The organism is Enterobacter sp. SA187 (assembly GCF_001888805.2).
Lineage (GTDB): Bacteria > Pseudomonadota > Gammaproteobacteria > Enterobacterales > Enterobacteriaceae > Enterobacter_D.
This window is the reverse complement of record NZ_CP019113.1, coordinates 2393520-2416879: the sequence shown is the minus strand read 5'-3', so window position 1 is coordinate 2416879 and position 23360 is coordinate 2393520. Positions and strand designations below refer to the sequence as shown.

Genomic DNA, 23360 nt, shown 5'->3' with positions numbered 1-23360 from the left:
CTTCAGTTAAGATCTTCCGGCCACGGAAACTGTGCTGCCGTTAGCGGCGGCGTATGATAATAATCCTGTAATGCCTGGATAAAGCGCGCCGGACGCGGAGGGATCCCCTCTTCCAGATACGTCATCAGCTGGGCATGTACCCGGCGCTGAAAAGCGATGCGATCGGGTTCGAAATCGCCGTCCAGATTGTCACAGCTGATATTGAACGGGAAGCCCGCCGCCACGCAGAATAACCATTCCAGCGCCTGCGGCTTCACTTCTACGTCTTCAAACTGCCCCTGCGTCGTGGCATCGCGCCCGTCCGGGCAATACCAGTAGCCAAAATCCACCTGCTCGCGACGCGCTTTCCCGGCGATGCACCAGTGGGAAATCTCATGTAAGCCGCTGGCATAAAAGCCGTGCGCAAAGACGATGCGGTTATAGGGCACGTCGGCATCAGCAGGAAGATAGATCGGTTCGTCGTCGCCTTTAATCAGACGGGTATTAAAATCACCGGCAAAGCAGCCATCAAAAATTTCTATTAATTGCTCGTAAGTGTGCGTCGTGTTCATCAGTTCATCCCCAGCCAGTGAAGGATCTCCTGTCCATGGCTGTCAAAAAGCAGTTTTATACTCATTACCGCTGAGACAATCACAATCATCGGGCGAATGAGTTTTTGTCCTTTGCTCAGCACCAGCCGTGATCCCATACGCGCGCCAAGAAACTGTCCGGCAAGCATCACGAAGCCAGTGGCCCATACCACTTTGCCGCCAATAATAAAGAGTAACAGGCCGCCGAGATTGGAGGTGGCGTTCAACACTTTGGCATGGGCGGTGGATTTTGCCAGATTGAAACCGCACAGCGTGACGAAGGCCAGCGCGTAAAACGATCCTGCGCCGGGTCCGAAAAAGCCGTCGTAAAAACCCACGCAGCCACCGGCGACCAGTGCAAACGGCAGGCCATACAGCCGCCGTTGACGATCCTCTTCGCCAAGCTTCGGCATCAGCAGAAAGTAAAGGCCGATGCAGATGACCAGGATGGGCAAGATCTGCCGCAGCACGTCAGACTTCACATACTGCACCAGCAGCGCGCCTGACGTGGAGCCGATAAAGGTCATCAGAATATTCAGTTTCTGATCCGCCAGATTGACGACTTTCAGGCGCACAAAATAGATCGAAGCAGACAGCGAACCGCCGCAGGCCTGTAATTTATTAGTGGCCAGCGCCTGGGCAGGCGTCATGCCCGCCGCCAGCAGCGCCGGTACAGTCAGTAAACCGCCCCCGCCTGCCAGCGCATCGATAAATCCTGCCAGTAAGGCCACAAAAAACAGTACCGCCAGCAGTAACGGCGACACCATAAAGAGATCGATAAAGTTGTCCATTAAAGTGCATGCTCATCCAGTAGCGCCTGGCAGGAAGGCGGCAACGGCGGCGGTGTCTTCTTCTCAGGCTTCGTTATCGGGGGTTTTGCGGGTTCAAACCAGCTTTGTAATTCCGCGCCGCATCCATCGCCTGGCGGCGGCAGCGGTTGATCTTCACATTCGAGACTGTCCGCCGGGCAGCGCAGGCGCACATGCATATGGGCGCGGTGCTGGAACCACGGACGAACTTTTTGCAGCCAGTCGCGATCCGTTCCGGCATCCAGACATAACTGCTGTTTAATGGCCGGATTGACGAAAATACGCGTCACGTCATTATCTTCCGCCGCCAGCTTGATCAGCTGGCTAATCTGCGGCTGCCACAGCGAAGGCACCACACGCTTACCATCGGATGACACCAGATCCAGCGCCTGGGGTTTACGCAGCTGCGCCGCCGTCCAGCGGGTTTGTGGCAACTGCAGGAAAATATCGACGTCCAGCCCGGTCTGATGGCTGGCGTGACCGCCGTTGAAACGGCCCCCGGCGGGCATGCCCATGTCGCCGATCAGCATGGTTCCCAGCCCCAGGTTATGCACCTGGTTCCCCAGACGCTGAATAAACAGCACCAGATCCGGGTGACCAAAATAGCGCCGCTGATCGGTGCGCATCACCTGATAGGTATCCGACTGTAAAGGCAGCTCGCTGGCCCCCACGATGCAGCCATTGGAAAAGGCCCCGATGGACTGCGGGCTGCCCGCCACCGGATGGGTAATTTTTTGCCAGGGCGTGGCGGCAAGGCTGAACTGGCTGACGAGCAGCGCCGCCAGCGCAATGACACGTTTTTTCATAGTTACCAGCGTGGCAATGTGGTTGTGACGTCCCCGTTCTGCGCCCGCTGGCGCATGAAGTGATCCATCAGCACGATGGCGAGCATCGCTTCGGCAATGGGCACGCCACGAATACCCACGCAGGGATCGTGACGGCCTTTGGTGATCATTTCGATCTCTTCACCGGCGCGGTTAATCGTGCGCCCCGGCACCGTAATGCTGGAGGTAGGTTTAAGCGCGATATGGGCGACGATCTGTTGCCCGCTGCTGATGCCGCCGAGAATGCCGCCGGCGTGGTTGCTCTGAAAACCTTCTTGTGTGATTTCATCACGATTCTGGCTGCCGCGCAGCGCAACAGAACCGAATCCTTCGCCGATCTCCACGCCTTTAACGGCGTTGATGCTCATCAGTGCGTGAGCGATGTCGGCATCCAGACGATCAAACACCGGTTCGCCCAGGCCCGCCGGGACGCCATCGGCCACTACGGTGATCTTCGCGCCAATGGAATCGCCCTCTTTTTTCAGGCCGCGCATCAGTTCGTCCAGCGCTTCAATTTTATCGGGATCGGGGCAGAAGAACGGGTTTTGTTCCACCTGCGACCAGTCTTTGATCTCAAGCGGAATGTCGCCCATCTGGGTCAGACAGCCCCGAATGACGATACCGAATTTTTGCGCCAGGTATTTCTTGGCAATGGCCCCTGCCGCCACGCGCATGGCGGTTTCCCGCGCGGAGGAACGTCCGCCGCCGCGATAGTCGCGCAGGCCGTATTTTTGTTCGTAGGTGTAATCGGCATGGCCCGGACGGAAGGTGTCTTTAATGGCGCCGTAATCCTGCGAGCGCTGATCGGTGTTTTCGATCAGCAGACCGATACTGGTGCCGGTGGTGACACCTTCAAAGACGCCGGAAAGAATTTTCACCTGGTCCGGCTCGCGACGCTGCGTGGTGTAGCGAGAGGTGCCCGGACGGCGGCGATCCAGATCCTGTTGTAAATCGGCTTCGGTCAACGGAATGCCCGGCGGCACGCCGTCAACAATGCAACCTAACGCCAGACCGTGTGACTCGCCAAACGTGGTTACGCGAAAGAGTTGTCCAATACTGTTTCCTGCCATCACGGCTCCGTTATTTTGTTGTGTTGTTGTGCGGCTTAGTTGTGCGGTTTAGTCTTTATAAATGCTGAAGTGTTCCCGCGCGGCCACCAGCTGCGCTTTGGTCAGCATGAAGACGCCGTCGCCGCCGTTGTCGAACTCCAGCCAGGTGAAGGGCACATCCGGATACTGCTCCATCAGATGTACCATGCTGTTACCCACTTCACAAATCAGGATGCCGTCATCGGTCAGGTAGTCCGGCGCACAGGCCAGAATGCGGCGCGTCAGCTTCAGGCCGTCGCTGCCGGAGGCCAGACCCAGTTCCGGCTCGTGACGGTATTCGTTCGGCAGATCCGACATGTCTTCTTCATCGACATACGGCGGATTGGTAACGATGAGGTCGTACTGTACCTTTGGCAGGTCGCGGAACAGATCGGAGCGGATCGGCGTGACGTTGTGGATCAGGCCGTGCTCTTCGATGTTGTGCTCCGCCACCGCCAGCGCGTCCGGGGAGATGTCCACCGCGTCCACTTCCGCTTCCGGGAATTCATAAGCGCAGGCAATGGCGATACAGCCGCTGCCGGTGCACATATCGAGAATATGCTGTGGTTGCTGGTTGATCAGGCCCGCAAAACGGCTGGTGATCAGTTCGCCAATCGGCGAGCGCGGCACCAGTACGCGTTCATCGACAAAAAATTCGTGGCCGCAGAACCAGGCTTTATTGGTGAGATAGGCAACCGGGATACGCTCGTTGACGCGACGGATCACGCGCTCAACGATGCGGTGGCGTTCGCTGGAGGTCAGGCGCGCGTTACGCATCTCTTCCGGAATATCCAGCGGCAGGTAGAGCGTCGGTAACACCAGCTGGACGGCTTCGTCCCAGGGGTTATCGGTACCGTGCCCATACCAGATATTGGCCGCGCTGAATCGGCTGACCGACCAACGTAACATGTCCTGAATGGTATGCAGCTCACTGACTGCTTCATCGACAAAAATTTTATCCACACTATCCTCCAGGACATGCATTGCTGTAAATTCGGCGGCTAGTTTGCCATGAAGACGCCGATAAATCAGCATTCTCGCACCTGCCCGGCGGGGAAAAATGCGTTTTGCCTGCACACAGGCCGCATCGAGTCGGGTAAACTGGCGGAAATAAAAGATGAGACAGAAAAATGAAAAAGAAAGCATCGCTCAGCGAGGAGGATCAGGCGCTGTTCCGGCAGCTCATGACAGGCACGCGCAAAATCCAGCAGGACACCATTGTTCACCGCCCGCTGCGTAAAAAAGTGACGGAGGTGCCGGTGAAGCGCCTGTTATCGGAGCAGGCGGATGCCAGCCACTATTTTTCTGATGAGTTTCAGCCGCTGCTTAATACCGACGGCCCGGCAAAGTATGTGCGCCCGGACGTCAGTCATTTCGAATTAAAAAAGATCCGCCGCGGTGATTACTCCCCGGAGCTGTTTCTGGATTTGCATGGTTTGACGCAGATGCAGGCGAAGCAGGAGCTGGGCGCGCTGATTGCCGCCTGCCGCCGCGAACATGTGTTTTGCGCCTGTGTGATGCATGGCCACGGGAAGCATATTCTCAAGCAGCAAACACCATTATGGCTGGCGCAGCATCCGCACGTGATGGCCTTCCATCAGGCACCGAAAGAGTACGGCGGCGATGCGGCCCTGCTGGTGCTGATCGAAGTGGAAGAGTGGCAGCCGCCAGAACTCCCCTGAGCACGTGCCCGGTGCCGGGATGCCCGGCGGCGCAGGCTTGCCGGGCCTACGAATTCGTAACCCGTCGGTCGGGTAAGCACAGCGTCACCCGACAAAACCAGCCACCAGTTGTAGGTCGGGTAAGCGAAGCGCCACCCGACAAAACCCCAGCCGCCAGAAACAACAAGAGCCGCATCAGCGGCTCTTTTTACAGGGTCAGGCGGGATTAAATCGCTTTCGCCATTTTCAGATTGCAGGGACTCATTTGCCAGTTAAACACCCCTTTCCCTGCGTTATCCAGCGTAACGCTGGCAATCGCTGAGGTAGAAAACATTGGCGGCGTCAGGGTCGGGCACAGTTCTGACACCAGGTAACCCACCAGCGGCAGGTGCGAAATCACCAGCACCGAAGATACACCTTCGTTAGCCAGCGTCTGCAAATACGCGCTGACCATACGCACATCGCCACCGGGCGTCAGCTCGGGCAGGACGTCGATCTCCACATCGTCCGGCAGGTTCATGCACTCCCCTACCTCGCTCAGCGTCTGTTCGGCACGCAGAAACGGACTGACCAGTACACGCTCGATGTTCACTTTTTGGCTTAACAGCCAGGTTGCCATTTGACGGGACTCATCACAGCCACAAGAAGTCAAAGGGCGAACCGAGTCACTGGCTGCATCCAGAGCAGCGTCGCCGTGACGCATGATAAAAACTTGCATATTGCACCGCTTTTGTTAACCAGAAGCATTGAACCGCCCGAATGAAACAACATGTTTACACCGAAACAGACAATGGCCGGGCATTGTGCCTTATCCATTCGTTGAATGAAACGCTGTGTTTTACATCAATGGCGTAAGTATAGTCAATCACTGTTTATAAAATGAACAGCGCCGACACATTCAACGACAGATTTACCCTTTACTGACCTTAACTTACAGGATCAGTGTTATTCGCAGGCCAGAACGTTTCGCGCTGCGCCGCCATTTGTAACAAGTATTCACAAGGCGTAAATCGTGGGCCGTACTGCGCCGCCAGACGCTCCAGCGTCGCCACGATATTCCCCGCGCCGCGCGTATCCATATAGCGGAACGGTCCGCCCAAAAATGGCGGGAACCCGATGCCAAATACCGCGCCAATATCGCCATCACGGGCGCTGCGGATCACCGACTCATCAAGGCAGCGCGCCGCTTCGTTGAGCATCATCATCACACAGCGTTCCGCGATTTGATCCGCCGAAAGTTTCGCATTCCCGGATGCGCCAATCAGTGGGTAAATCGCCGGGTCCACTTGCTTCTTGCTTGTACGCCCTTTCGCACCGTAAAGATAGAATCCGCGGCCATTTTTTCTGCCTTTGCGATCGTCGTTCAAAATTGCAGAAACGACCTTTGCAGGCGCGGAAAAACGCTCTCCATAAGCACTCTCCAGCACAGGGATAATTTTAGTGCCGGTATCGATTCCCACCTCATCCAAAAGTTGGATTGGGCCGACCGGGAAGCCAAATTTTACCAGCGCACGATCGATATGCTCGACCTGCTCGCCTTCCGTCAGCATACGCATCGCTTCGTTGATGTAGGGCGCAAGAATGCGGTTGACGTAAAAGCCCGCTTTATCCGCCACAACGATCGGCGTTTTACCCTGCTTTTTCGCCAGCATCACCGTAGTAGCGATGGTTCGCTCTGAGGTTTGCGCATGCGCAATCACCTCTACCAGCGGCATTTTCTCCACCGGGCTGAAGAAATGCAGGCCGATGATATTTTCCGGCCGCGCGGCTTTCGCAGCAATATCGCCAATCGGCAACGACGAGGTGTTAGAAGCAAAAATGGTCTGCGGCGAGCAGTGCTGCTCCACTTCCGCCACCATTTGCTGCTTTAGCGCCAGATCTTCGAATACCGCTTCGATCACGATATCGCGCCCGGCAAAACCACGGTAATCGGTGGTGCCGGAGATCAGCGCCATGTCGTTGTCACGCTCCTGAGGACGGATATGGCGGCGACGGACTTTTTTATCAAGCTGCTGCCAGCTGTATTGCAGCGCATGATTGATACCGGCAGGTTTAATATCTTTGATGCGCACCGCCAGTTTGCCTTTGCTGGCGGTAACGTAAGCAATGCCGCCGCCCATCAGACCACCGCCCAGAATGCCCACCGCACGTAACGGCGCGGGTTCGACGGCGCTGCCCGGATCTTTTTTGATGTCGGTACTGGTAAAAAAGATATGCCGCAGCGCACGGGACTGCGGGGTCATCGCCAGCTCGCCGAAGGCGCGGGCTTCTGCCTCATAACCGCTGCTGCGCCCCTGAGCCAGCCCCGTCTGCACCACGTCCAGAATGCGCGGCGCGGCCGGATAGTTGCCGTGGGTTTTCTGCTGCGTCTTTTTCTCCACCATACGAAACAGCAGGGTGCGCCCGAGCGGGCCAGCCATAATGCGTTCGCGCACGGGCAAACGACGCCCGGTCGGTTTGCCTTTTTTCGCCAGTTCCACGGCCGCGTCCAGCAAAATGGATACCGGCACCACATCATCCACCAGCCCCACTTTACGGGCCTGGCGCGGACGGAGCATTTTGCCGGTGAGGATCATCTCCAGCGCCGTGCTGACGCCAATTAAGCGCGGCAGGCGCTGGGTGCCGCCGGAGCCGGGTAACAGGCCGAGCTGCACTTCCGGCAGCCCAAGCTGGGTTTTGGGATCGTCAGTACAGACGCGCCCGTGGCAGGCCAGTGCCAGCTCAAGACCGCCGCCAAGACAGGCGCCATGGATCGCCGCAATCACCGGGATGGTGAGCGCATGGATTTCCGCCATCACCTGTTGCCCCTGACGGGCCAGCTCTTCCGCGTCTTTAGCGGTTTTGCAGCGGTCGATCATGTGGATGTCGGCCCCGGCGACAAAATTGTCTGTTTTCGCCGAAATGAACACCACGCCACGCAGATCTTTGTTCTCGCGGATTTGTTTCAAAATTGCCCGCACCTGAACGCCGAATTCCGCCTTCAGGGTATTCATTTTTTCGCCGGGCACATCAATGGTCACCACGGCGATCTGATCCGGGCGCACAATCAGGGAGAATGCAGTTGTCATATCCATTATTCGGCCTCCAGGACCATTGCCGCGCCAAGTCCGCCTGCGGCGCAGGCCGTCACCAGGCCAAATCCCCCGCCCCGGCGGCGTAATTCATGCAGCGTCTGGGTGATCATGCGCGCGCCGGTGGCGGCAAACGGATGACCATAGGCGATAGAGCCGCCCAGCACGTTAAATTTGCTGTCGTCCACTTCGCCGGTGGCCTGACTGCGACCCAGCACCTCGCGGCTGAACTGGTCGCTGGCCATCAGCTTGAGGTTTGCCAGCGTCTGGGCGGCAAAGGCTTCATGCATATCAAACAGCGTTAGATCGTTAAGGGTGATGCCTGCGCGCTCCAGCGCCAGCGGCGTCGACCAGGCCGGACCCAGCAGCATGTCCTGCTGCACACCGACGGCGGTAAAGGCGTAGCTGCGCAGGAATCCGAGCGGCGTCAGCCCCAGTTCCCTGGCGCGGGATTCGGTCATCAGGATCACCGCCGCCGCGCCATCGGTCAGCGGCGTACTGTTGGCCGCCGTGACGCTGCCGTGTTTACGGTCAAACGCCGGGCGCAGTTTGCTGTAATCAGCAAGCGTGGAGTTGTGGCGAATATTATTATCCTGCACCACAGGATCACGGTACGGCGGCACGTAGGCGGTCATCACCTCGTCCGCCAGTTTACCGTCCGCCCAGGCCTGCGCCGCCAGCTGGTGGGAGCGATGCGCCAGCGCATCCTGTTGTTCGCGGCTGATGCCCCAGGTTTTTGCCATTTGCTCGGCGGTATCGCCCATGCGTAAACCGGTGGAGTATTCCGCCACGGCGGGCGGCACGGGGAGTAAATCCCGCGGGCGCAGACGGGAAAAGAGTTTTAGTTTCTGCCCTGCGGTGCGGGCTTTGCTGAGGTCGAGCAGCGTACGCGCCAGGGTTTTGCTGACGCCGATGGGCAGTACGGAGGTGGAATCCGCCCCGCCCGCGATACCGGCGCGAATGGTACCCGCCATCAGGCTTTCGGCAACGTTCGCCACCGCCTGAAAGCTGGTGGCGCAGGCACGGCTGACGCTGTACGCATCGGTATGAATGTTCATGCCGGTGCCAAGCACAATTTCGCGGGCAATGTTTGGCGCTTCGGGCATCTGCACCACCTGACCAAACACCAGTTGTTCGATGACGTCAGGCGGAATTTCGCTGCGGGCGAGCATTTCGCCCACCACCATTTTCCCGAGGCTAATGGCCGGGATGCCGTGAAAGGCGGTGGCCTGGCGGGCAAAAGGGGTACGCAATCCGGTGACAATGGCAATGCGATCGCCCTGACGGGTGACAAGCGGTAATGCCTGACTCATAACACTCCCCTGTAAATAACATCATGCAAAGTGGTCTGACCTGATATTAGTCTTAACCTTTTTTTTACATTTAGCCAACTGGCTGAGGGGATTTTTGCGAGCTAATACACAGAGATGATGGAGAAAACGCTCCTGAGGATCAGGAGCGTGATAAGGGGAATTTAACGCAGGCCGAGCTGGAAGATCAGGGTTTCCGCTTCGCAGGCGAAAACAAAATCAATATCCAGACGCACACCCTCTTCAACGTCGGTAAAGGTGGAGGTGATCTGGCAGGGGTCTGACTCCACGCTGCGCGCCTTTTCCGTTAATGCGGCAAGCGTCGCTTCTGCGTCGGCACGTGTGGTAAATACGCGGCTGTAAGAGGCGGTGCAGTCGGTATTATCCATAATGGTGCCCACATCCATACAGCAGCAAACCGGGGTTTCATCAGCACTGCATTTACTCATTGTAGATTTCCTCTGTATTTGCACTCGGGGTGCCATAAACGATGTGGTTATTTTACGCGCCCCGTAAAAGTGGCTCCAGTCGTTAATCTCACAATTGCCGGATAGTGACCGTTATCACAGCTTAAAATGATCTAAAACAAAATTCGCCGTTGCTGATAACCGTAACGGTGCACAAATTTGCCACGCAGATCGCGTTTCGAAGATCACATTTGAAAAATCTTATAAACATCCTTGCAACATTCCCTCTGGTCGGACCTATACTTCCGCCACTGGTCTGATTTGTAAGTCGTACCTCAGACCCTACACTTCGCGCTCCTGTTACGGTACGTAACAATTAATGCATAAAAATAAATGTATGAGGTTATGGTCATGAGCCAGAAAACCCGGTTTACCAAATCTGCACTCGCAGTTGCAGTGGCAATTGTCTCTACACAAGCCTGGTCTGCGGGCTTCCAGTTAAACGAATTCTCTTCCTCTGGCCTTGGCCGCGCTTATTCAGGTGAAGGCGCTATTGCGGATGACGCAGGCAACGTCAGCCGTAACCCGGCATTAATTACTTTATTCGACCGCCCGGCCTTTTCCGGCGGCGCGGTGTATATTGATCCGGACGTGAATATTTCTGGCCGTTCGCCTTATACCGGTCGCAGCACCCGAGCCGATAATATTGCGCCGACTGCCTGGGTGCCTAACCTGCACTTTGTTGCGCCAATTAATGAACAATTTGGCTGGGGCGCATCAGTAACCTCGAATTATGGTCTGGCGACAGAGTTTAATGATAACTACATCGCGGGCGAATACGGCGGTAAAACCGATTTAACCACCCTTAACCTCAACCTCAGCGGCGCTTATCGCTTAAATGACAACTGGAGTTTTGGTCTTGGCTTTGACGCCGTTTACGCTGACGCGAAAATTGAGCGCTATTCTGGCGAGCAGACCGCGGCATTGCCGAAAAACAGTTCTAAAATCGCAAGCCTTGAAGGCGATGAGTGGGGCTTTGGCTGGAACGCCGGTATCCTTTATGAGCTGGATAAAGACAACCGTTACGGTTTTACTTACCGCTCAGAAGTAAAAGTTGACTTTGACGGTGATTATAAAAGCGGCATCAGCCCACTCGCTAACCGCTTACCTGGCGCGGGCACGGCTTTCCCTGCCGGTACTGGCGGCCAGACTATTCCAGGCTCGCTGAGTTTGCATCTGCCGGAAATGTGGGAGCTGTCCGGTTATAACCGCGTCGCGCCACAATGGGCTGTACACTACAGCATCGCCTACACCAGCTGGAGTCAGTTCCAGGAGCTGAAAGCCACCGGCGATGGCGACCGCACGCTGTTCTATAAAGACGAAGGCTTTAAAGATTCCTACCGCCTGGCGCTGGGTACCACCTATTACATGGATGATAACTGGACCTTCCGTACCGGTATCGCCTATGACGATAGCCCGGTTCCGGCTGGCAAACGTTCTATTTCCATTCCGGATCAGGACCGTCTGTGGCTGAGCGCCGGTACGACTTACGCCTTTAATGATAATGCGTCGGTTGATGTGGGTGCGTCTTATATGCACGGTCAGAAAGTTACCGTTAATGAAGGCCCGTATACCTTCCATTCAGAAGGTAAAGCCTGGCTGTTCGGCACTAACTTTAACTACGCATTCTGATCAATCCGTCATATAAAAAAAGGTGAACTTCGGTTCACCTTTTTTTATTGCCTGCTTTGCGGTTATTCAGAATCAATATCTTTTAAATCGTCCTGAATAGCCTGCGCATTCGGGTTTTCGTCAGGTTTTAACTGACCGCCGTTAGCGATAAAGTCGTGGCGCTGGAAATAGGCTTCGCGTACCAGAATATAAGGATCGGACGACTGACGCAGCAGGCCGTCGGAATCCAGCAACTGCGCGCGGGACTCGATACCTTCTACCGTCCATTTACCTACTGAGAGCGGCCAGGTCAGCCAGGAGAGCACCGGATACAGCGTATCCGCCATATCGCCGCCGTCTTCACGCAGGGTAAAGCTGCCATAAAACGGCAACTGAACGTACGGACCGTAACCCACGCCATAATGACCGAGGGTGCTGCCGAAACGGTGCGGCTCCACACGTTGCAGTTTTTCGTTGGATAATCCCGCGACGTCAATAAAGCCCCCCATACCCAGTAAGGTATTCAGGAAGAAGCGGGTAAAGTGCACCATGCCTTTATAGGGATCGCCCTGGAGGAAATAGTTCACCATAATGGCGGGCTCTTCCAGGTTACTGGTGAAATTGCTTAAGCCGTTACGCGCGGGCTGCGGTACATAATCACGCCAGCCCACGGCAATTGGCCGCAGCACATAGGGATCCAGCACGTTGAAGTTAAAGTTATACATGGTGCGGTTAAATCCTTCGAACGGATCCGAGCGCCCCTGTTGCTGCTCACCAGAGCTGGCGCAGCCGACCAGTAATGTAGTTCCCAGCGCGAGCGCCGACAGGCGAAATTTCATGGATGTCTCCCTGTAATAAATGGTCATCGCAAAATATCATCCGTGACGGATAAACGCGCAGCGCTCAGGTTTCCGCCTGGAATACGCAAGCGATTGTATCAGCACGTTTAACGATGTGCACGTCAGCGGCAGCACGAGCTGTCACGCATTGAGCATAGCTTGTCTTTCTCTTCTCGTTTCGCCTTCAATTTTATACGTTCTCTGCGATCCTGTTATCACCTTTTTTGCCCTTTGCACAATTTAGGAAGAAGCCCGCTGCTTTAGCACATAAAGCCGCTACGCTTATTATCATGATCCCCGGAAAGATGAAGCAAAAATGGATGAACTGAAAAACGAAAAATTAGATAAGCACACCGACGACATTGAAGTCGAGAGTGAGGAAAAAGATCGCGGTGAAGAAATCGAGGTGGATGAGGAGCATCTGCCTTCACGGGCAATGGCGATACACGAACATATTCGTCAGGACGGGGAAAAAGAGCTGGAGCGTGATGCCATGGCCCTGCTCTGGTCAGCCATTGCGGCGGGCCTGTCAATGGGCGCATCGTTTCTGGCAAAAGGCATTTTCCACGTCCAGTTTGAAGGTATTCCCGGCGGCTTTGTGCTGGAGAATCTCGGTTATACCTTCGGCTTTATTATTGTCATCATGGCTCGTCAGCAGCTGTTCACCGAGAACACCGTCACCGCCGTACTGCCGTTTATGCACAATCCGACCTGGGGCAATGGCGGTCTTCTGATGCGACTGTGGGGCGTGGTATTGCTGGGTAACCTGATCGGCACCGCCATCGTCGCCTGGGCGTTTGGTTATATGCCGGTATTTGACGACCCGACGCGCGATGCCTTTGTCAAAATCGGCATGGACGTAATGAAAAATACCCCGCTGGAGATGTTTGCCAATGCCATTATTTCCGGCTGGTTGATCGCCACTATGGTATGGATGTTCCCTTCTGCCGGCTCGGCGAAAATCGTGGTGATCATTCTGATGACCTGGCTGATTGCGCTGGGCGATACCACGCATATCGTGGTGGGCGCGGTGGAAATCTTTTACCTGGTGTTTACCGGTTCGCTACACTGGAGTGAATTCCTCTGGCCGTTTGCGCTCCCGACTCTCGCAGGGAATATCTGCGGCGGTACCTTTATTTTCGCCCTGTTAAGCCATGCGCAGATCCGTAACGACATGAGCAACAAACGTAAGGCTGAAGCCAAAGCGCAGGCCGACGAGGCGAAAAAGAAGGTGAAAGCAAAGCAGAATAACGCTTAAGTGGCGACACTTTGAGCATTCAGGCGGTCACGCGCTTAACGCAGTGCGGAAATGACGTTATACTCGTGCCGCCTTGTCCCCTTAGTTAAATGGATATAACGAGCCCCTCCTAAGGGCTAGTTGCAGGTTCGATTCCTGCAGGGGACACCAGAACTCTCGTCTGAAATATCCCCATAATCCATTCTCTCAGCGATTATACCTTTTTCACTTTTATCAATATTCAAACTGCCGGTAATAGCGGCGAATATCCAGACTGTGTCCGGTGTAGTGCTCGAAGTGGGCGGCCAGACGGTCTACCAGCAGAGTGGAGGCGACGCAGGGTGCCATGATCCAGCGGAACTCATCGTCGATACCGGTAAGGGTATAGTCCTGCGGATCGATGACCACCAGGTTGTCGGTAATTTTACGGGCAAAAGCCTCAATACGATCGTCAAGCGGTCGACACTTCCCTTCCCCTTTTACCAGAAACAGCGGGACGTCTTTTTCCAGCAGCTCCAGCGTGCCGTGGAAAAACTCCGCAGAGCTGACGGATTTGGTGCGTTTCCACTGCATCTCTTCAAGAATACACATTGAGAACAGGTAAACTTCGCCCCACATCTCCGCACCGCCGATCCACATCATGTAATCTGCGGTATGGTAACGGCTCGCAATCTCATCGGCGCGGTCGTTAAACTGGCGTTTGGCCTGCAGCAGATTTTCCGGCAACAACTCCAGCTGGCTGGCGAAACGGTCATAGCCATCAAATTCGCCGTTAAGCGCCACCAGCCGGAAGAACAGCCAGTACAGCAGCATGTATTCATATTCCACGCCGTTTTTATGCTGCATCGGAATATGCCAGGTGGCCGCGGCGGCAAGCGGTGAATCGGCGTTTTTGGTGATAGCCACCACGCGGATGCCCTGCGCTTTACACCACTGCGCAATAGCGACCGATTCTTTGGTATCGCCCGATTTGGACAGCGTAATAACGATAGATTCTTTGGTTAGCTTTTTATTTCCCTTACAGAGTAATTCCGCCGCCTGTTCGGTATAAACCGGCAATGCGGTCACCTCTTTGGCAAATTCCTGCATTGCCATCATGGGTGCCAGCGAGCCCCCTACCGAGGCGAAAAATATATTAATAAATCCTGCCTGATGGATATTTTCTGCAATCTGCTCGGCAATTTTGCGCGCAGCAATGATGTCACGAGCACTGGTCAGGTACTCGTCCTGATTAAAACCTAACATAGCTATTCTCCTGATAAGTAATTAAATTTTGCTTTTAAGCACCTTGTCGAAATCGTCAAAAATACGCACGCTTAAATCGATGCCTTTCGCCGTGGAAATATGAAAGGCGAGAAGCTGAAATGGCACAATTAATAACAACGGCGCGAAATGATGGTTTAAGGGATAATTCAGCGCCAGCGTATGGGGATCATTATTTTCTTCCGTCAGCGTGACGGTAAATACGGCATCCACGGCGGGCTGCATATAATCCCGTAGGGCGCGGGTACGCGTATGGACACTGTCCTCAATAAAAAACAGCGTATGACTGGCGCTGGCCTCCAGATACGGGCCGTGCATATAGGCTTCCAGTTCAAAACCACTGGACGGCAGGCGCACGGTTTCCGTGAACTTGGTTTCAAATTCTTTCGCCACGCCAGTCAGCGCGCCGTAGCCCGTCGCCACAAAGCGCGACGCCTGAATAAAGTATGACCGGTGGCGGGCAAAGAAAGCGTTGGTTTTTTCAATGACGTCCGGGATCGCCTGCGCCGCGTCTTTGAGACTCGCCAGGGTTGCCGCGCGTTCATCCTCTTCGATTTGCCTCCGTTGTTCAGCCACCAGCAGCGCGATAAGCAAAAGATTAAGCACAGTGGCGCTAAAGCCGCGCGTCACAAAGCCGACGCTTTCAATGCCGGTATTAATATCGAGTATGCCGTCCGCCTGCACCGCAGCCGGACTTTGCGGACCCGACGTCAGGCAAAATACCGGAATATCTTCCGCCTGCACTTTTTTCATGGCATCCAGCGTCGAGGCGCTTTTCCCGCTCTGGGACACCGCAATAACTAAATCCGTTGCCGGATCAATTCGTTCATAATGGGTGAAATTATATGGCTCTTTAATATCTACCAGAATGCCGAAATGGGTTTCGAAATAATAGCGGGCGCACAGCGCAGCATTCCATGATGATCCTGTTGCGAGGATCATGATCTTATTCACTGGCCGTGAAGCCAGCCAGGTCACTAATGGCGCGAGCTTCTCAGGATATTCCTGTATTATGCGCGTGAGCGCATCTGACTCCTGGTCTATATAATCCAGCATGGTTGACATCATTTTCTCCTCAGAATAACCCAATCCACGATCCCGCTATACCGACCACGGCCATGCCGCCCAGAATGGCGAGCGGTTTAACCTTGCGGCCCAGCAGCCAGTAAACGATCCCGAAGCTCACCAGCGGCAACAGCGCGGGCATAATGTCGTTGATGATGTCCTGCACATGGGTTTTCGCCTCGCCCGTGCCGAAGGTCACCGGGATAGTGATATTGATCATTGAGGCAGTCATCGCGCCCACCACCATCAGACCGATGATGGAAGCGCCGTAGGTGAGGCTTTCCATCATGCCGCTCTTCTGGATGCGTTGCAGCACGCCGGTACCCAGCACATAGCCCCAGCGGGTAAACAGGTAACGCGCCGCCAGATGGGGAACGTTAAATACCAGCAGAAAAAGGATTGGCCCGAGAATGCTGCCCTTCAGCGCCAGGCTGGTGCCGATACCGGTAGCGATAAGGCGCAACGTTCCCCAGAAGAATGAATCCCCGAGCCCGGCGAGCGGCCCCATTAGCGAGGCTTTTACGCTGTCGACGGACGCCGCGTCCATGCCCTTTGAACTGCTGTTTTTCTCCTCCATCGCGGCGGTAATGCCGAGGATCAGCGTGACGATATGCGGCGTGGTGTTAAAGAACACCAGATGCCGTTTGAGCGCGCCGGCCAGATCCTCTTTGCGGGGGTAGAGCTTTTTCAGCACCGGGATCATGGCATAGACAAAGGCCAGGTTCATTTGCCGCTCATAGTTCCAGGAGAACTCCATCTGGAACGAGCGCCAGAACACGCTGCGCAACTCTTTGCGGGTAATGGTGTTTGTGGCGTCGTCGGCCACCTGAGTTTCCTCAGAAATCGTCTTCATCGTCATTCTGGACTCCTTGCGCCGCCGTCGGACGGGGGGAATTAAATTGCATCACGTTTACCATCACCACGGCCGTAATGGCCCCGAGAATGGCAATGCCGGTCACCGGGATCTTCAGATAGGCCATCAGTACAAATCCGAGGAAGAAATACGGGGCGACCTTTTTGTTGATCAGCAGGCGGGCCAGCATGGCGAAGCCCAGCGCCGGAATAATGCCGGTGGCAACGCTCAGCCCGTGTTTGATGAACTCCGGAATGGCATCCAGCAGGCTTTTCACCGCGCCGCTGCCAACCATAAAGGAGACGGTCACCACGGTGGCCAGCATCAGCGAAAGACCAAACCCGGCGATCAGATGCATCCGCTCAATGCCGCGTGTATCAGCCCGATCGGCGTAAGCGTCCGCCTTCTGGTTAAGGGTGGGAATAAACAGCCCGAGATAGATATTTTTCAACACCAGCGTCAGCGTGGCGATAGGCAAACCGAGCAGCAACGCGGTTTCGGTGCCGGCGCCGGAGGTGATGGCAAAGGCCACGCCAAGGATCCCGCCTGTGACCACATCCGGTGGAATGGATGCCCCTACCGAGAACGAACCGATAAACGCCAGCTCCAGCGTTGCGCCCATTATGACGCCGGTTTGCACATCACCTAAAACCAGTCCTGTCAGTAAACCGGTGACAATCGGGCGGGAAATTAAGGAAGTGCCTAAGGCATATTCCGACTGGGCAATAAAAGCCACCAGTCCCAGTAATAATGCTTCTAACATAGTGCGTCCCTCGTCATTCAAAGACAGTCAGTGAATAACAGTTTTCTGTCATTAGGCACCTGCCGGATTTCCACTTCCGTACCCGCTTTAACCAGTTCATTGAGCATTGTCACCTCCTCTGGCAGGACGTTTATTGCTTTTGAAATATTCTGGCTCCCTTCTTTGGCTTTAATACCGCCAAGATTGATACTTTTAATTTCCGGTACTGCGCAGGCCAGACGCCAGGCATCTTCGACGGACTCCACGACGATAAATAATTTATATTTATCGGTAACGCCGCTTTTAATAGCGGCAATCGCATCATTAATATTTTTCATAACCAGCTTAACGGCTGGCGGTTTAGCCAGCTTGATGGTGGTCTTGCGCAGTTCGTCATGCATAACCGCATCGTTGGCGATCAGAATGCAGTCCGCGCCAATATATTGCGTCCAGGAAAACGCCACCTGGCCGTGGAGTAAACGGTGGTCAACCCGCAGGAGTGTTATCATTTTTAGATCCTCGCTTAGAAATCTTTATCCGCCACCAGCGCAGCATCAAGAGTCTGGTTGCAGTACTGAATACTTTGCCGGGCGTTAGTCAGGGAATCGGTAATAAGGGATGGCAGCGCCTCGTCCTGAGGGGCGATGAGCATTTCGATAATCAGCGGCAGGTTAAGCCCGGCAATAAGATGAAAACCGGGACGTTTAATAAAGCGGATAAATTCGTTGTTAACACTACCGGCGAAAATATCGGTGATCACCACCAGTTCATCTTCGGCGGGAAAAGCACTAATAAGTTGCTCAACCTGTTCGGTCAGGTCATCCCCTTCGTTAATATAAGCGCAGAGCGTATGGATATTATTTTGCCTGCCGAGGATCAGCTCCACCGAATTGAGAATACCGTGAGCAAAAGTGCCATGGCTGGCAAAAATATAGTGTCGTTTCATCCTGACCTCGAAAATAAATTCCACCTGTTAATACAGATATTGCAACCGCCGTGCCAGAAATAGTGGCACGGCGATCAGGTGAAAATGTCAGGAGCAGGAAAACGTCAAAACTCTTGATCGTACTGAAGAAATTCCGTTTGCAGATGCAAAAGATCGTGAATATAAAAAAGCTCCGCTTCAGGGATTTGGACACTATAGCTCGACTCAATGACACTAAAGGCTTCGCGCAACGCCGGAAGGTGCTGGCGTTGACACTGCGCGCGGTGCCCGGCGTAGTTGTGGATCGCCGCCTGACGGATCAGACGTTCAATCAGGCAACTCACATGAATATAAAGCGCGACTTTACGGTCGTTCGCCACGGCCATCGCCGTCAGATGCTGATAGCGCGTCAGAAATTGCTCGACCTGATTTATCACCTTGCTGGTATCAAGAATGGTCACCGATTCGATCACCCGGCGCAGAGAGAAGTTTTTCACGATGCGTTCGTTAATCTGTATGACATCCGCGGGGCTGATAAGCGCGCCGAACAGCGTCATCAGTGTTTCCTTACCCTGACCGGAGATCAACGTATCCAGCGAAATCCAGGGCACATCGGGAATTCCGGGATCGAGGGTGCCGACCAGCGCCAGCACATCAAAACGTGAAAAGATGGGCTCGCGCAGTTTGTTTTCTGCCAGGGTGTCGTACTCATACGCCACCACTTCTATGCCCAGCTCGTGCGGAATACTCGCTTTCAGCAGGCTGCATAAATTGCTGGCGGCGCCAATCCCCGTTGCGCAGGTGGTAACGATCGCCTTTGGCTTGTTCAGTTCCGGCCAGATGATTTTATGCTCTACCGGTACATCGGCGGCAATATCTGCGGCGATGGTTTCCAGATAGTCGCCCTGTAAAATGCGCTCGCCCACGTACAGCGCCATACGCGTGGAGACGTTATTGATGATCACCACCGGCATCGTCACCTGTCGGCTGAAATAGTGGTGGATGTCATTGAGCGATCCCATATCCACCAGGATCACCAGACTACTCGCCAGCGCGTTACGCTCCACGTACTGCGTCACCTGCTGGGCGATGGCCTCCGGCGTGACGTCAAGCGGCATGTCAAAGGATTCATAGACGGTTTGTTTCAGTAGCCGGTTGGCCACATTCGTAATGCTGCTGGCGGTGGCGTAACCGTGGGCGAGAATAACCGCTTTGGTGACCAGGTGACTGCTCTGCACGCCGGTTTTGTTCAGCCAGAGCAGTAACAAAATACGATCCATGGCCTGAATACGCAGATCCAGTCTGCGGGCCAGCGACGCCAGTACTTCTTCGCAAAACAGGTACAGCAACGGGTATTTCTGCTCTAAAAAACGATCGAGCTGTTTACACATTTCGACGTTCAGCCGCGACGGTTCACTGGTCGACCGATGAACCAGATAATGCCCGATGGCGTAGATGCCGTTGCCGTTGTACTGGATGTTGTAACTTTTTTCCAGCCGGTAAAATTCCTCCCTTACCTGACTGGTCACCAGCATCAGCATCTGTGAACTGGTTTTGTCCTGGTTATCGAAGATCAGCCGATCGAACAGATTTTCGATTTCATGACCGATGCGCTGCTCGATGTCATCCCATGAATGCGGTGCCGTACGGTATTTTTCAAACAGCGTCAGCACGCTGAGCTGCGCATCGTGGATGAGCACCCGCCCGGCATTTTGCGTCTGGAGCAGCCATGGCAGACTGGTATGCTCATCCAGACATATTTCTTCGCCCTGTCCGCTTGTCGCGTCGCTGAGCGCGGGCAACTGGGCCATCACCGGCTCCGGTAAATCATGGATTGTCACATGCAGCGGCTGCCCGCCGCCCTGCCGGGCAAAAGCCGAGGCCACCACGTATTTGACGACGTTTTTCAGCTCGCCAACGTTGCCGCGAAAGACATAATGCGTCAGCACGGACAGCAGGCGTGGGCTGATACGCAACGCCAGCCCCACCTTTTTGCTCTCACGCCAGAAGAATTGCAGGATCAGCGCTTCCTTCTCTTTTCGACTACGGCTTTCCAGATCCGGCAGCACCACCTGAATGGGGATACGCCGGATAAAAGTGGTGAGGAAGGTACTGTGAATGTCTTCGGTGGTGGCGAAGATCAGCCGCACGGCAACACGACGCCCGCTGGCGGTTTCTCCCAGCCGATAAATTACCCCGCGATCGAGCCAGGTAAAGAGTTTCTCCTGCCCTTCCGCATGCAGCCGGTGTACTTCATCCAGAAACAAAATCCCGCCATCCGCGGCTTCAAAAGCCCCGGGTTTATCACTGGTCGCGCCGGTAAAAGCGCCTTTAACATAACCAAACAAATTGGCGGCGAGCAGCTCCGGATTATTGGCATACTGAGCGCAGTTCAGGGTGACAAAGGGGGCGTCGGCATCGATTAGCCCCTTTGTAATGGCGTAATCATGCATCAGGTTCGCCAGATAACTTTTGCCGGTGCCGCTGTCGCCGGTGATCAGCAGTGGCAGGCCGCCATCCGGATAAAACAACGCGGTCTTTAATTGTTCTATCGGCTTTTTTAGCGAACCTTCGTGACCGATCAGCAAGGAGAAGTGATCCTGTTGCACGCGCTCGCCGTCGTTTTCCGCCAGCAATTCGTCAAGGCTGGCAAACTCTGTACGGGAAAGCGGAAAAAATTGCTGCTCGAAGCTGGCCTTATGCAGAAAGTACACCGGGCGGGTATTAATTTTTATCAGGACGCCCTGTGTCACCAGTTGATTGAGGTAGTGGCTGGCGGTATTACGCTGTAACCCGAAACGCTGCGCCAGATGACGGGCAGTGAAAATCTCGCTGACGTCGTGCGGATCAAAGAAATCAGTCTGGTTGATTAAAAAGGTGAGTAAATCGTCTTTACGCATCGGACGTTCCTTTTACTGCGCTGAAAACCAGTTGTTATCATGCCGTGAAAGGTGGCGACACCGGGGAATGCATCAGGAAGGATTTTTGTTTTGTGGGCGATAGCACAAAAGGTGGTGTCACTTTTTTGTCACTTATGCCTTGCAGCACACTATCGTAAAGTCGTTAAAACCGAGACGTAGCTCACAATTTAACCTTATAAATCAAGCAGGAAAAAGGGAGTTTTCATTAAGGTAAAAAGCGTCGCTCAAGCTCAATTTATTACCCCAGGAAATTAAAGTGTCGCCGTTCCCCGACACAAGCTAAGTGACGGAAAGTATTTAAGAAAATGCCACTTGTTTCCCGGATTTATTAAGCGTACATTAGCGCCGTCTGGTGTGATTCACACCTGAATTCTGAGGTGCTGCCGCCACCCTAAACGAGATAATTCTCATTTTGATTCTGGCCTGGCGTCATCTCTCTATAATCAGTCCTGTCTTGTTCATGAATGCATACGATGTGTGTGCGGAGCGATGAAAAGTGAAATATTTCTTTATGGGCATTTCGGTAATGGTCATTGTATGGGCCGGTACTTTCGCCCTGATGATCTGAGCAACGTTCATACGAAAAACAGGAGCCGCTGGCTCCTGTTTTTGTTTATTCCGCGTCTTCGGTGAGCGGTCTGGCGGTGGTAGGGAGCAATCCATCAGCGCGGAACATGGCTTTGATGCCCCGCACGGCCTGACGGATACGATCGCGGTTCTCGATCAGCGCAAAGCGCACATGGGTATCGCCATAATCGCCGAAGCCGATCCCTGGTGACACGCACACCTTCGCCTCGTTCAGCAGTTTCTTGGCAAACTCCAGCGATCCCATCGCCGCGTACTGTTCAGGGATTTTCGCCCACACGTACATTGACGCTTTCGGTACTTCCACCATCCAGCCCGCTTCGTGCAGCCCTTTGACCAGCACATCGCGACGGCGTTTGTACTGGGCGGCAATGTCCTTCACGCACTGCTGATCGCCTTCCAGCGCGGCAATCGCGGCCACCTGTAACGGCGTAAAGGTGCCGTAATCGTGGTAGCTTTTAATCCGCGCCAGCGCGCTAACCAGCTCCTGATTCCCCACCATAAAACCAATACGCCAGCCGGCCATATTGTAGCTTTTCGACAGGGTAAAGAATTCCACCGCCACATCGCGCGCGCCGGGCACCTCCATGATGGATGGCGCTTTCCAGCCGTCATAGACGATGTCGGCGTAAGCCAGATCGTGCACTACCAGCACATCATAACGCTTCGCCAGCGCCACCACTTTCTCGAAGAACTCCAGCTCAACGCACTGCGCCGTCGGGTTCGACGGGAAACCGAGGATCATCATTTTCGGCTTCGGATAGCTTTCACGAATGGCGCGCTCCAGTTCATTGAAGAAGTCCACGCCCTCCACCAGCGGCACAGAACGTACCTGCGCCCCGGCGATCACCGCGCCATAAATATGGATCGGGTAGCTGGGATTCGGCACCAGCACGGTATCGCCATGATCGAGCGTGGCCAGCATCAGGTGCGCCAGTCCCTCTTTCGAGCCGATGGTGACAATAGCTTCCGTTTCCGGATCGATATCCACCTGATAGCGCTCCTGATACCAGCGCGAAATGGCGCGGCGAAGGCGTGGAATACCACGTGATGTGGAATAGCCATGGGTATCCGGGCGTTGCGCCACGGTGCAGAGCTTTTCGACAATGTGCGGCGGCGTGGCGCCGTCAGGGTTGCCCATACTGAAATCAATAATATCTTCACCGCGGCGACGCGCGGCCATTTTCAGTTCAGCGGTAATGTTAAAAACATAAGGGGGAAGACGTTCGATGCGCGTAAAGCGACGTACTGGACTGGAGTCAGCCATAGATTCCTCGATGTAACGTTAGCGCCCGGACCGTCCGAGCGACGCTGCCACTGCGTGGCATGTTTAGAAAATAGCCTGAACAAATTCCCGCTGTCGAGGGGCAACGGAAAATAATTTATCAGCCACGAAAAAGCGGAAGGCATTTTTCGTCTGACCAGACAAGCTGCACGATATAAGGCACAAATAAAACAGCAAGTTAACATGATGATAAAAAGAGCATTACCCACCATTGACGTTTTTCACGGCGGGCCAT

22 protein-coding genes and 1 tRNA gene are annotated in these 23360 nt (G+C 54.6%); 5 read left to right on the top strand and 18 right to left on the bottom strand.

Translation table 11 applies throughout. The features are described 5' to 3' along the window. Nucleotides 1-2: 2 nt before the first annotated feature. Genes BMF08_RS11475 through prmB form a run of 5 tightly spaced genes read right to left on the bottom strand, consistent with a single transcriptional unit; the run spans nucleotide 3 to nucleotide 4253 of the window. Nucleotides 3-551 (bottom strand): elongation factor P hydroxylase, encoded by a 549-nt coding sequence (locus tag BMF08_RS11475; protein WP_072567711.1) that lies wholly within the window; start codon nucleotides 549-551, stop codon nucleotides 3-5. After that, the gene (locus BMF08_RS11470) at nucleotides 551-1360 is read right to left on the bottom strand and encodes a sulfite exporter TauE/SafE family protein (protein ID WP_072567710.1); all 810 of its coding nucleotides are present in this window, start codon (nucleotides 1358-1360) and stop codon (nucleotides 551-553) included. The genes BMF08_RS11475 and BMF08_RS11470 overlap by 1 nt, the downstream gene beginning before the upstream one ends. After that, complete coding sequence (gene mepA, locus BMF08_RS11465; RefSeq protein ID WP_072567709.1) at nucleotides 1360-2184, bottom strand: penicillin-insensitive murein endopeptidase; 825 nt, start codon at nucleotides 2182-2184, stop codon at nucleotides 1360-1362. The genes BMF08_RS11470 and mepA overlap by 1 nt, the downstream gene beginning before the upstream one ends. A 2-nt stretch (nucleotides 2185-2186) precedes the next feature. Beyond that, nucleotides 2187-3272: a chorismate synthase gene (gene aroC, locus BMF08_RS11460; protein WP_072567708.1), complete on the bottom strand. Its 1086-nt coding sequence runs from the start codon at nucleotides 3270-3272 to the stop codon at nucleotides 2187-2189. Nucleotides 3273-3320: 48 nt separating this feature from the next. Then, the gene (prmB, locus tag BMF08_RS11455; RefSeq protein ID WP_072569412.1) at nucleotides 3321-4253 is read right to left on the bottom strand and encodes a 50S ribosomal protein L3 N(5)-glutamine methyltransferase; all 933 of its coding nucleotides are present in this window, start codon (nucleotides 4251-4253) and stop codon (nucleotides 3321-3323) included. Nucleotides 4254-4420: 167 nt separating this feature from the next. Here prmB and smrB point away from each other — a divergent pair, with 167 nt between their 5' ends. Beyond that, on the top strand, nucleotides 4421-4972 hold the full coding sequence (smrB, locus tag BMF08_RS11450) for an endonuclease SmrB (RefSeq protein ID WP_072567707.1): 552 nt from the start codon (nucleotides 4421-4423) through the stop codon (nucleotides 4970-4972). A 205-nt stretch (nucleotides 4973-5177) separates the two neighbouring features. Here the strand turns inward: smrB and sixA are convergent, their stop codons facing one another. From sixA to BMF08_RS11430, 4 genes are all read right to left on the bottom strand, one after another. Beyond that, nucleotides 5178-5669: a phosphohistidine phosphatase SixA gene (gene sixA, locus BMF08_RS11445; RefSeq protein ID WP_072567706.1), complete on the bottom strand. Its 492-nt coding sequence runs from the start codon at nucleotides 5667-5669 to the stop codon at nucleotides 5178-5180. Between the two features lie 208 nt (nucleotides 5670-5877). Next, nucleotides 5878-8025 (bottom strand): fatty acid oxidation complex subunit alpha FadJ, encoded by a 2148-nt coding sequence (fadJ, locus tag BMF08_RS11440; RefSeq protein WP_072567705.1) that lies wholly within the window; start codon nucleotides 8023-8025, stop codon nucleotides 5878-5880. After that, entirely contained in the window at nucleotides 8025-9335 is a 1311-nt protein-coding gene (gene fadI / locus BMF08_RS11435) for an acetyl-CoA C-acyltransferase FadI (RefSeq protein WP_072567704.1), read from the bottom strand. Before fadI ends, fadJ begins: the two co-directional genes overlap by 1 nt. A 161-nt stretch (nucleotides 9336-9496) precedes the next feature. Then, complete coding sequence (locus BMF08_RS11430) at nucleotides 9497-9781, bottom strand: YfcZ/YiiS family protein (RefSeq protein WP_072567703.1); 285 nt, start codon at nucleotides 9779-9781, stop codon at nucleotides 9497-9499. Between the two features lie 369 nt (nucleotides 9782-10150). On the opposite strand from BMF08_RS11430, the gene fadL reads away from it, so the two are divergent. Beyond that, nucleotides 10151-11431: a long-chain fatty acid transporter FadL gene (fadL, locus tag BMF08_RS11420; RefSeq protein ID WP_072569411.1), complete on the top strand. Its 1281-nt coding sequence runs from the start codon at nucleotides 10151-10153 to the stop codon at nucleotides 11429-11431. Between the two features lie 62 nt (nucleotides 11432-11493). Here the strand turns inward: fadL and mlaA are convergent, their stop codons facing one another. Next, nucleotides 11494-12249, bottom strand: coding sequence for a phospholipid-binding lipoprotein MlaA (gene mlaA / locus BMF08_RS11415; RefSeq protein ID WP_072567701.1), 756 nt, complete (start codon nucleotides 12247-12249; stop codon nucleotides 11494-11496). A 316-nt stretch (nucleotides 12250-12565) separates the two neighbouring features. Here mlaA and BMF08_RS11410 point away from each other — a divergent pair, with 316 nt between their 5' ends. Continuing rightward, nucleotides 12566-13507 carry a formate/nitrite transporter family protein gene (locus tag BMF08_RS11410; protein WP_072567700.1) on the top strand — a complete coding sequence of 314 codons (942 nt, stop codon included), beginning with the start codon at nucleotides 12566-12568 and terminating at the stop codon, nucleotides 13505-13507. 75 nt (nucleotides 13508-13582) lie between these two features. After that, a tRNA-Arg gene (locus BMF08_RS11405) sits at nucleotides 13583-13657 on the top strand. Between the two features lie 63 nt (nucleotides 13658-13720). Here the strand turns inward: BMF08_RS11405 and BMF08_RS11400 are convergent. The 7 genes from BMF08_RS11400 to BMF08_RS11370 form a co-directional block, all read right to left on the bottom strand. Further along, nucleotides 13721-14731, bottom strand: a complete 1011-nt coding sequence (locus BMF08_RS11400; RefSeq protein WP_072567699.1) for an SIS domain-containing protein — start codon at nucleotides 14729-14731, stop codon at nucleotides 13721-13723. A gap of 21 nt (nucleotides 14732-14752) precedes the next feature. Beyond that, on the bottom strand, nucleotides 14753-15817 hold the full coding sequence (locus BMF08_RS11395; RefSeq protein ID WP_072567698.1) for an SIS domain-containing protein: 1065 nt from the start codon (nucleotides 15815-15817) through the stop codon (nucleotides 14753-14755). Between the two features lie 7 nt (nucleotides 15818-15824). Continuing rightward, on the bottom strand, nucleotides 15825-16673 hold the full coding sequence (locus BMF08_RS11390) for a PTS system mannose/fructose/sorbose family transporter subunit IID (RefSeq protein WP_072567697.1): 849 nt from the start codon (nucleotides 16671-16673) through the stop codon (nucleotides 15825-15827). After that, nucleotides 16651-17430: a PTS mannose/fructose/sorbose/N-acetylgalactosamine transporter subunit IIC gene (locus tag BMF08_RS11385; RefSeq protein ID WP_072567696.1), complete on the bottom strand. Its 780-nt coding sequence runs from the start codon at nucleotides 17428-17430 to the stop codon at nucleotides 16651-16653. The genes BMF08_RS11390 and BMF08_RS11385 overlap by 23 nt, the downstream gene beginning before the upstream one ends. Before the next feature lie 17 nt (nucleotides 17431-17447). Continuing rightward, a complete protein-coding gene (locus tag BMF08_RS11380) occupies nucleotides 17448-17918 on the bottom strand; it encodes a PTS sugar transporter subunit IIB (protein WP_072567695.1) in 471 nt (156 codons plus the stop codon). Between the two features lie 14 nt (nucleotides 17919-17932). Then, complete coding sequence (locus BMF08_RS11375; RefSeq protein ID WP_072567694.1) at nucleotides 17933-18355, bottom strand: PTS sugar transporter subunit IIA; 423 nt, start codon at nucleotides 18353-18355, stop codon at nucleotides 17933-17935. A 104-nt stretch (nucleotides 18356-18459) separates the two neighbouring features. After that, nucleotides 18460-21234: a sigma 54-interacting transcriptional regulator gene (locus tag BMF08_RS11370; RefSeq protein WP_072567693.1), complete on the bottom strand. Its 2775-nt coding sequence runs from the start codon at nucleotides 21232-21234 to the stop codon at nucleotides 18460-18462. A gap of 517 nt (nucleotides 21235-21751) precedes the next feature. Here BMF08_RS11370 and ypdK point away from each other — a divergent pair. Next, nucleotides 21752-21823: a membrane protein YpdK gene (ypdK, locus tag BMF08_RS11365; RefSeq protein WP_099458783.1), complete on the top strand. Its 72-nt coding sequence runs from the start codon at nucleotides 21752-21754 to the stop codon at nucleotides 21821-21823. Between the two features lie 45 nt (nucleotides 21824-21868). Here the strand turns inward: ypdK and alaC are convergent, their stop codons facing one another. After that, complete coding sequence (alaC, locus tag BMF08_RS11360) at nucleotides 21869-23107, bottom strand: alanine transaminase (protein ID WP_072567692.1); 1239 nt, start codon at nucleotides 23105-23107, stop codon at nucleotides 21869-21871. Nucleotides 23108-23360: the final 253 nt, after the last annotated feature.